This window comes from Kitasatospora sp. NPDC005751, from assembly GCF_040630835.1.
Classification (GTDB): domain Bacteria; phylum Actinomycetota; class Actinomycetes; order Streptomycetales; family Streptomycetaceae; genus Kitasatospora.
On sequence record NZ_JBEXYC010000149.1, the window covers coordinates 1 to 2,510 of the forward strand.

2 protein-coding genes and 1 pseudogene are annotated in these 2,510 nt (G+C 68.5%); 2 read left to right on the forward strand and 1 reads right to left on the reverse strand.

The features are described 5' to 3' along the window. Positions 1 to 1,215 precede the first annotated feature (1,215 nt). Positions 1,216 to 1,497 (forward strand): MerR family transcriptional regulator, encoded by a 282-nt coding sequence (locus tag ABZ497_RS36690; protein ID WP_359812469.1) that lies wholly within the window; start codon positions 1,216 to 1,218, stop codon positions 1,495 to 1,497. Between the two features lie 181 nt (positions 1,498 to 1,678). On the opposite strand, the gene ABZ497_RS36695 is transcribed toward ABZ497_RS36690, so the two are convergent. After that, complete coding sequence (locus tag ABZ497_RS36695) at positions 1,679 to 1,858, reverse strand: hypothetical protein (RefSeq protein WP_359812466.1); 180 nt, start codon at positions 1,856 to 1,858, stop codon at positions 1,679 to 1,681. A gap of 178 nt (positions 1,859 to 2,036) precedes the next feature. Between ABZ497_RS36695 and ABZ497_RS36700 the strand changes: the two are divergent. Next, positions 2,037 to 2,420: pseudogene (locus ABZ497_RS36700) on the forward strand (LysR family substrate-binding domain-containing protein); the annotation flags it as partial. Positions 2,421 to 2,510 lie beyond the last annotated feature (90 nt).

Genomic DNA, 2,510 nt, shown 5'->3' on the forward strand with positions numbered 1-2,510 from the left:
CCCGCGCGGCCGGGTCGGGCGCGCGCACCGGCGCCGTGGTCGGTGGGTCTTCCACCGGCTGCCTCCCGTCCGTGTGCCGCTCGCTCGTTCGTGCCGCTTGTTGTCCCTGGCCCGGGTGCGGACCGTCCGTTCTGCGGGGCGAAGACTACCTTCCCTTCGAACACCGAAGAATCTGTGCTGGCTGAAGTAGACATCGCCCTGTGTCGTGGTTAGTGTTTCTCCCGTAGACGCGGTCAAGCGGTACCCGCCAGACACGAACTGGCGGGCAGCAGGACAGAAGTTCGCAGGTAGGCACGGTTGTGGGGCCCTGAAGCCAGAGCAGGTGCAGGACGGTGACAGGACCGGCAGCCGGGCCGGGCGGCCCGCAGTGATCAGGGGCCGCCACCGCGCGGTACCGCAGTTCAGCAGATGCAGTACCCAGCAGGTGGGCAGTACGCAGGACGCGCCGTGCAGGTGGGCGTGGAGCAGTGACGCAAGCAACGGTGCGGCGGCAGAGTTTCGAAGCCAGGGTTGGCGCAGGTCGGCGACGGGACTGGCAGCCGGGCCGGGTGGCCCGCAGTGATCAGGGGTCACCACCCAGCGGTACCGCGGTAAGTGCAGGTGCAGTACCCAGCAGGTGAATTGAATTGAGTTGAGCGGTCCCAGCAGTCGCGGTACGCGGGATCCCAGTAAAGGCGCCAGGACTGCGGGCGCGCGTGCTGGGAGGTGCGGCAGTGGGGTTCCAAGCCGAGCAGGTGAGCAGGACGGGCGACGGGGCTGGCTGCCGGACCGGACGGCCCGGGAGGGCCGCCGCAGCAGTACCAGGCAGTTGAAGTTCAGCAGTACCGAGAAGTACCCGTGTGAGTAGTGCCAAGCAGTTCGCAGTCCCAGTCAGTACAGAGGATGAACGGAGGGGACAGAGCGCCATCAGGATCGCCCGGCCCGTGAGGTCTTCACCCGGGCGGACACCGCAGACCCCATTGAGTACGAGGACGGTGGTTTCCGGTCACGCATACGCGATCCCCGCACATCCCCTCTCCCGGGGACTTGCGGAACAAGGAACCCGGCTACAGCCGGTAGATGGTGATGTATCCCTTTCGGGGCCCCGGAGCCGCAACGGCGCCGGGGCCCCTCGCCGCGTCCCCGAACCAACACAGAAGAGGTGCAGTGACCACGACGACCATCCGACCCCACACCCCCCACACCCTCGACGACGACGACTACCCCGCCTACACCATGGGCCGCGCCGCCGAGATGACCGGCACCACCGCCGGCTTCCTACGGGCCTTGGGCGAACACGGCCTGATCACCCCCCTGCGCTCCGAGGGCGGCCACCGCCGCTTCTCCCGCTACCAGCTGCGCATCGCGATGCGAGCCCGCGACCTCGTCGACCAGGGCACCGCCATCGACGCCGCCTGCCGCATCGTCGTCCTCGAAGACCAACTCGAAGACGCCCTGCGCCTCAACGAACAACTGCGCCGCCCCACCACCGGACAGCCGCCGCCAGCCGACACCTGACGCGTACGGCCCCCGCCCGGTGGGTTCCGCCTCGGGCCGTCGGCACGACAGAACACCGGAAAGCCGCCACCCCGCTGGGCGACGGCTTTCAGTGCTTCTCACGGCACCCCGGATTCCTTGGTGGCCTCCGGACACCTTGATGCCGCCGTCCGGACCGGCACCGCTGCAGGTTGCTGCTCCTCTAAAGCTCCCAGGCCCCGCACTGGCCCTTCGTGTGGTCGCCGATGGAGTGCCACACCGGGGCGTTGACGCCATGCTGCTCCAGGTCGGCCAGGCGGGCAGCGCCTGCCTTCACGCGCATCAGCGTCAGCATCCGGGTGACCATCGGGTGGGCGGCGGCGATGGCCTGCAGGTCGCGCAATCGCCGTCGGGCTGCCTGCTCGCCGGTGTCGGCCAGGACGAACCGCAGCCTGGGGAAGGCCGGGTAGCGCTGCTGCCAGGCCGGCAGGACGCTCTGCGAGTGCGAGGTGCGGCGCAGGTGTGCCGGGGACCGGCTGGTGCTTGTGGAAGCGGGCGTAGGCGATCAGTTTCGAGGCGAGCCGGCCACCCACCCTCTGGCCACCCAACGGACCGTACGGATCGGGCAGTTGGCGGGCTCACCCTTCGTCCTGTTGCCCCGCACGGTCGGCCCGCCACTGCACGACCAGATCATCGGCCTGTGCACCGCGGCGGGTTTCATGCCGCAGGTAGTCCAGCACGCAGTGGAGTGGCAAACCGTGTGCGCCCTCGTGGGAACCGGTCTGGGCGTCTCCCTGGCCCCGGCGAGTATCCGACGCATCCGCCTCAAAGGCGTCGTCTTTCGTAGGATCGAACCCGGTACTGCCCGCACACGAGTGGCCGTCGCTTGGCATGAGGACGACGATAGTCCCCTGGTCACAGGCCTGTTGGCGACCATCAGCCAAGTTCCGCCGGATAGGCCCTAGGGCACGTATTCGGTCGTGATCAATGGGTTCGAGTGAGGTCCTTGATCCAGATCATCGCGCCACGGAGGTGGAGGCCGGCGAGGTAGCTTT